Source organism: Comamonas sediminis (assembly GCF_041107495.1).
Lineage (GTDB): Bacteria > Pseudomonadota > Gammaproteobacteria > Burkholderiales > Burkholderiaceae_C > Comamonas > Comamonas sediminis.
On record NZ_JBGBDC010000001.1, the window covers coordinates 931,747 to 938,120 of the forward strand.

A 6,374-nucleotide genomic window follows, 5' to 3' on the forward strand; every position below is an offset into this window, starting at 1 on the left:
TCAACCATCCGCCATCAATAGATTTGCAAACTTACCCAGTAAGCAAACGCTGCCACAAAGGCGCTGGCCGGAATGGTCAGCACCCAGGCCCAGACGATGTTGCCCGCCACCCCCCAGCGCACCGCGCTCATGCGCTGGGTGGAGCCGACACCGACGATGGCACCGGTGATGGTGTGCGTGGTCGAGACCGGAATGCCCAGTGCCGTGGCAATGAACAAGGTCATCGCGCCACCGGTTTCGGCACAGAAGCCGCCCACGGGCTTGAGCTTGGTGATCTTCTGGCCCATGGTCTTGACGATGCGCCAGCCGCCGAACATCGTGCCCAGGCCAATGGCCGCATAGCACGAGACGATGGCCCACAACGGTGGGTCGGCATCGTTGGGCGAGGCATAGCCCGTGGACAGCAGCAGCAGCCAGATGATGCCGATGGTCTTTTGCGCATCGTTGCCGCCGTGCCCCAGGCTGTAGGCACCGGCAGAGACGAGTTGCAAGCGGCGGAACCACTTGTCGACCCGGCCCGGCGTGGTGCGGCGGAACAGCCAGGCCACGATCACCATCATCACCGAGCCCAGCAGGAAACCCAGCACCGGCGACACGAAGATGAAGGCCACGGTCTTCCAGATACCGCTGGCCACCAGCGCACCGGAGCCCGCCTTTGCAATCACCGCGCCCACGATGCCCCCGATCAGCGCATGCGAGGAGCTGGACGGAATGCCGTAGTACCAGGTGATCAGGTTCCAGGCGATCGCGCCCACCAGCGCGCCAAAGATCACATGGGTGTCGACAATGCCCGGGTGAACAATGCCCTTGCCGATGGTGGCCGCCACGCTCAGGTGGAAGACAAAGATCGCCACAAAGTTGAAAAATGCCGCAAACACCACCGCCTGGGTGGGTTTGAGCACGCCGGTAGAGACAACGGTCGCAATCGAGTTGGCCGCGTCATGAAACCCGTTCATGAAGTCGAACAAGATGGCCAGCGCCACCAGCACGACAATCACCCACAGGGCTGTTTGCATCGGTTCCATGGAAGTTCAGTCTCCTGCTTGCTGCAACGGATCAGGAGTTTTCCAGGATGATGCCTTCGATGTGGTTGGCCACATCCTCGCACTTGTCGGTGATGGTCTCGAGCAGCTCATAGATGGCCTTGAGCTTGATCACCTCGCGCACATCGGGCTCTTCGCGGAACAGCTTGCTCATCGCCGAGCGCATCACGCGGTCGGCGTCGCTCTCGAGGCGGTCAATCTCTTCGCAGGTCTTGATGGCCGCTTCGGTGGTGGCCGGATCGGCAATGCGGTCGAGCATCTTGACGGCATCACGCACGCGCTCGCAGCACTTGACGCTCAGGTCCGTCAGGCGGGAGATTTCTTCGGTCATATGGCGCACATCGTAGAGCGCCATCGTCTCGGCCGAGTCCTGGATCAGGTCGGCAACATCGTCCATCGTATTGATCAGCGAGTGGATCTGCTCGCGGTCGATGGGGGTGATGAAGGTCTTGTGCAAGGTGCGGTTGACCTCATGGGTGACGCGGTCGGCAGCGCGCTCGGCGTTGTCCACGTCCTGGTTGTATTTTTCGCGCAGGTGGGGGTCGTTGTAATTGGCGACCAGTTGGGAAAACGCGTGGGCCGCTTCTACGATGCGGTCAGCGTGCTGGTTGAACAGTTCGAAGAAATTGCCTTCGCGCGGCAAGAGTTTGCCAAAGAGCATGGGTGCACCTATTCGGTTTCAATGCAAAAAAGGAAAAGAACCTGCGCACTCCCGGCCGGACACTGGCTTGCCAGCCCGGCCCCCGGGCCCCGTCACGACCCTGCAACCCCTTGAATTGTCAGCGGTGTCAGCGGTTGGCCGTGCGCAAAATCTGTCATTCACGGCGCATTGCTGCACTGCAAAATTCACCAATTTTAAATGCAATTGTCATTTCTTTGTCGCACTTGAGGCCGCCGTGCCTCAAACAGCGCTGCCCGCGCCCTGCCCTTTGTACCTTCTCCAGAGCGAACCAGGCGCGCTGGCGCTGCCGTCCAAAGCGCGCCTCCCCGCCCTTGCCGCCCGGTGCTTGCGCACGGCCTGGGGCTGCCGGCTGGATGCGTATCCCCAATAAAAAAGCACTGGCATGCAGTGCTGTGGGGAGCGCGGATCGGCCCGGCGGCTATTCGCCCAGGTAGGCGGCGCGCACCTTGGGGTCGGCCAGCAGCTGCTGGCCCGGGCCGGTCATCGTGATGATGCCCGACTCCATCACATAGCCCCGGTCGGCAATGGCCAGCGCACGGCTGGCGTTCTGCTCGACCAGCACGATGGTCACGCCCATCGCATAGACATCGCGCACCACCTCGAAGATCTTGTCCACCATGATCGGCGACAGCCCCATCGACGGCTCATCGAGCAGCAGCAGCTTGGGCTGCGCCATCAGCGCGCGCGCCATCGCCAGCATCTGCTGCTCACCGCCGGACATGGTGCCGGCCAGCTGGTCCTTGCGCTCGCGCAGACGCGGGAAGATGTTGAACATCTTCTCGATGTCGGCCTGAATGCCGGCCTTGTCCTTGCGCAGATAGGCGCCCAGCATCAGGTTGTCGGTGATGGTCTGGCGCGTGAAGACGCCTCGCCCTTCGGGCACCATCACCAGGCCTTTGGCGACCAGGTCCCAGGCACCCCGGCCCTTGAGGTTCTCGCCCAGAAACTCGATCTGCCCGTCATTGATGGCCTGTGTGGCCGTCACCGCCTTCATCGTCGTCGTCTTGCCCGCGCCGTTGGAGCCGATCAGGGACACCAGCTCGCCCTCATGCACCTCGAAATCGACGCCCTTGACTGCCTGAATGCCCCCATAGGCCACTTTCAGCCCGCGTACCTTCAGCAGTACGGGGTTGGATGTCTTGTCAACCATGCTCAGTGTCCTCCGGTGCCCAGATAGGCCTCAATCACTTTTTCGTCTTTCTGCACCTCGGCGGGCGAGCCCTCGGCCAGCCGCTTGCCGTAGTCGAGCACCGTCACCCGGTCGCACAGGCCCATCACCAGCTTCACATCGTGCTCGATCAGCAAGATGGTGCGGTTGTCCTTGCGGATGCGGTCGATCAGCTCGCGCAGCTGCACCTTCTCGGTCGCATTCATGCCGGCGGCGGGTTCATCGAGCGCAATCAGCTGCGGGTCGGTGGCCAGCGCGCGGGCAATCTCCAGGCGGCGCTGGTCGCCATAGGACAAGGTGCGCGCCTTGTAATCGGCATAGCGCTCAATGCCCACATAGGCCAGCAGCTCGCGGGCGCGCTCGGCAATGGCGCGCTCCTCGGCCTTGAAGCCCGGCGTGCGGAAGATCGCGCCCAGCAGACCCGAATGGCTGCGCACATGGCGGCCTACCATCACGTTCTCCAGCGCCGTCATGTCGGAAAACAGACGAATGTTCTGGAACGTCCGCGCAATACCGGCCTTGGCCACCAGGTGCACGGCCTTGGGCTCGTAGGGCTTGCCGGCCAGCTCGAAGCTGCCGCTGTCGGGCGTGTACAGCCCGGTGATCACATTGAAGAACGTGGTCTTGCCGGCGCCATTGGGGCCGATCAGGCCATAGACCTGGCCGCGCTCGATGGTCAGACCCACATCCGAGAGGGCCTGCAAACCGCCAAAGCGTTTGGAAATACCTGCCACCTTCAGTGCAGGAGCTTGTGTGTTCGTCATGCTCGTCTCTCCTGCTCAGTCTTTCTGGATCGCGCTCTTGCCATGCTCGGGTGCGGGCCACAGGCCGCGTGGGCGCAGCAGCATCACCACGATCATCGCCACGGCAATCAGCAGCTGGCGCAGGATGGACGCATCCAGGCGGCCGTCGGTCATCTGCTGCAGCGGGCCGGCCACATAGCGCAGTACCTCGGGCAGCGCCGACAGCAGCACGGCACCCAGAATGACGCCGGGGATGTGGCCCAGGCCACCCAGCACCACCATGGCGACGATCATGATCGACTCCATCAGGCTGAACGATTCGGGCGAGACAAAGCCCTGAAAGCCCGCAAACATCGCGCCGGACACACCACCAAACGTCGCGCCCATGCCAAAGGCCATCAGCTTCAGATTGCGGGTGTTGATGCCCATCGCCTTGGCGGCAATCTCGTCCTCACGGATGGCCATCCAGGCGCGGCCAATGCGCGAATCCTGCAGGCGGTAGCAGATCACCACGCTGGCCACGACCAGCAGCAGGAACAGGTAGTAGTACAAGGTGACCGAGGAGACCGTGTAGCTGCCGATCTCCAGCGGCTTGGCAAAGTCAAAGCCGAGGATCTTGATCGAATCGATCTGGCCCAGACCCTTGGGTCCGTTGGTGATGTTGACGGGCTGGTCCAGGTTCAGCATGAAGATGCGGATGATCTCGCCAAAACCCAGGGTCACGATGGCCAGGTAGTCCCCCCGCAGCTTGAGTACCGGGAAGCCCAGAATCATCCCCGCGACCGCCGCCAGCAACGCGGCCAGCGGTATCACCAGCCAGATGGACGTGTGCAGGCCATTGGGGAACATGGCCTTGAAGCCTTCAAAGGTCTCGGCCAGGTGCGGCGACGCCATCAGCCCCAGCATGTAGGCACCCACGGCGTAGAAGGCCACATAGCCCAGGTCCAGCAGGCCGGCAAAGCCCACGACGATGTTCAGGCCCAGCGCCAGCATCACGTAGAGCAGCGCCAGATCGGCAATGCGCACCCAGGCGTTTCCGAAGGACTGCAGGATCAGCGGCAGTACCAGCAGCGCAATCGCGCCGACAATCCATTGTGCTTTGTTGTTCTTCATGCGGTGTTCCCCTTAAGCCCGATCGGCCACCCGCTCACCCAGCAGGCCCGAGGGGCGCAGAGTCAGCACGATGATCAGCACGATGAACGAGAAAATGTCGACATACTGGCTGCCCAGCACACCGCCGGTGAGCTGGCCGATGTAGCCCGCGCCGATGGCTTCCACCAGGCCCAGGATCATCGCGCCCACCACGGCGCCCGCCAGGTTGCCGATGCCGCCAAACACCGCAGCGATAAAGGCCTTGAGGCCGGGCAGGAAACCCATCGTGTGCTGCGCCGTGCCGTAGTTCGACGCCCAGAGCACGCCGGCAATGGCCGCCAGCACCGCACCGATGACAAAGGTGGCCGAGATCACCATGTCGGGCTTGATGCCCATCAGCGCCGCCACGCGGGGGTTCTCCGCCGTCGCCCGCATTGCGCGGCCCAGGCGGGTGTAGTTCACCAGGTACATCAGTACCGCCAGCACCACGGCCGTCACGCCCAGCACCAGGATCTGCGTCGGCGTGATCACCGCGCCGGCCAGGTCAAAGGGCTCCATCGGCAGCAGGGTCGGGTACGGCTTGTAGTTGGGCTTCCAGATGATCATGGCCAGGGTCTGCAGCAAGATCGACATGCCGATCGCGGTGATCAACGGCGCCAGGCGCGGGCTGTTGCGCAGCGGCCGGTAGGCCAGCTTCTCGATCGTGAAATTGAGCACCGCCGCCACCACACAGGCAATCAGCGTCGCGATCAGCAAGATGACCCAGCCCGGCGTTCCCGGCATGGCCTCCTGCATCACGCCGATGATGCTCCAGCTGGTCAGCACCCCGATCATCAGCACTTCGCCGTGCGCGAAGTTAATCAATTGAATAATGCCGTACACCATGGTGTAGCCCAAGGCTATCAAAGCGTACATGCTGCCCAATACCAGACCATTGATGATCTGCTGCAGCAAAATATCCATACAACCAACCCTTCAGCTTGGAACCACTACAGCGAAAACTGCATGAAACAGGGGTGTCCCGAGATGCAGCCGCCTCTAACCGCGATAACAGTTTTATGCGGATCGAAACAATTTTATAGACGCCCCTTCGGTTTTTTGGCGACTATCGCTCTAGCGCTTTCCCTAGGGACCTATGCGCAAATCGCATGAATACGGGGGAGGCCGTCGTCGACACCTAGGGAATTTACTAGGTATCGATTCAACGAATGGCCATGCGTTTTTAATAATTAATGCAGCAAGCTCAATAATCAAAACTCGCCCGTCTCAGCGCGGGGACACTGGTGCAAACACCTATACCGGATTCGGTTGCATAAACAACCAAATAACCGCCGCTTCGGGCAGGCATAAAAAAACGCGGCCTGGGCCGCGTTTTTAGCAAGGGTGGGTCAGCGCTTACAGCTTGCTGGCCATCTCGGGCACGGCGTCGAACAGGTCAGCCACCAGGCCGTAGTCGGCCACGCTGAAGATCGGCGCTTCTTCGTCCTTGTTGATCGCCACGATCACCTTGGAGTCCTTCATGCCCGCCAAATGCTGGATGGCGCCGGAGATGCCCGCTGCCACGTACAGCTGGGGCGCGACGATCTTGCCGGTCTGGCCCACTTGCAGGTCGTTGGGCGCGTAGCCCGCATCCACCGCAGCGCGGC

At 62.0% G+C, this 6,374-nt stretch carries 7 protein-coding genes; all 7 read right to left on the bottom strand.

Translation table 11 applies throughout. From position 1 onward, the window contains the following. Positions 1–14: 14 nt before the first annotated feature. Entirely contained in the window at positions 15–1,025 is a 1,011-nt protein-coding gene (locus AB7A72_RS04145; protein ID WP_239810915.1) for an inorganic phosphate transporter, read from the bottom strand. A 31-nt stretch (positions 1,026–1,056) separates the two neighbouring features. Then, positions 1,057–1,704 carry a DUF47 domain-containing protein gene (locus AB7A72_RS04150; RefSeq protein ID WP_369459084.1) on the bottom strand — a complete coding sequence of 216 codons (648 nt, stop codon included), beginning with the start codon at positions 1,702–1,704 and terminating at the stop codon, positions 1,057–1,059. 439 nt (positions 1,705–2,143) lie between these two features. Then, positions 2,144–2,875 (bottom strand): ABC transporter ATP-binding protein, encoded by a 732-nt coding sequence (locus tag AB7A72_RS04155; RefSeq protein WP_021027916.1) that lies wholly within the window; start codon positions 2,873–2,875, stop codon positions 2,144–2,146. Between the two features lie 2 nt (positions 2,876–2,877). Next, positions 2,878–3,657 (bottom strand): ABC transporter ATP-binding protein, encoded by a 780-nt coding sequence (locus tag AB7A72_RS04160; protein WP_021027915.1) that lies wholly within the window; start codon positions 3,655–3,657, stop codon positions 2,878–2,880. 15 nt (positions 3,658–3,672) lie between these two features. Continuing rightward, positions 3,673–4,749, bottom strand: coding sequence for an ABC transporter permease subunit (locus tag AB7A72_RS04165; protein WP_239810912.1), 1,077 nt, complete (start codon positions 4,747–4,749; stop codon positions 3,673–3,675). A 12-nt stretch (positions 4,750–4,761) separates the two neighbouring features. After that, a complete protein-coding gene (locus AB7A72_RS04170; protein WP_021027913.1) occupies positions 4,762–5,691 on the bottom strand; it encodes a branched-chain amino acid ABC transporter permease in 930 nt (309 codons plus the stop codon). Positions 5,692–6,123: 432 nt separating this feature from the next. Beyond that, positions 6,124–6,374: electron transfer flavoprotein subunit alpha/FixB family protein (locus AB7A72_RS04175; protein ID WP_369459085.1), on the bottom strand; the 251-nt coding region annotated here is incomplete at its 5' end.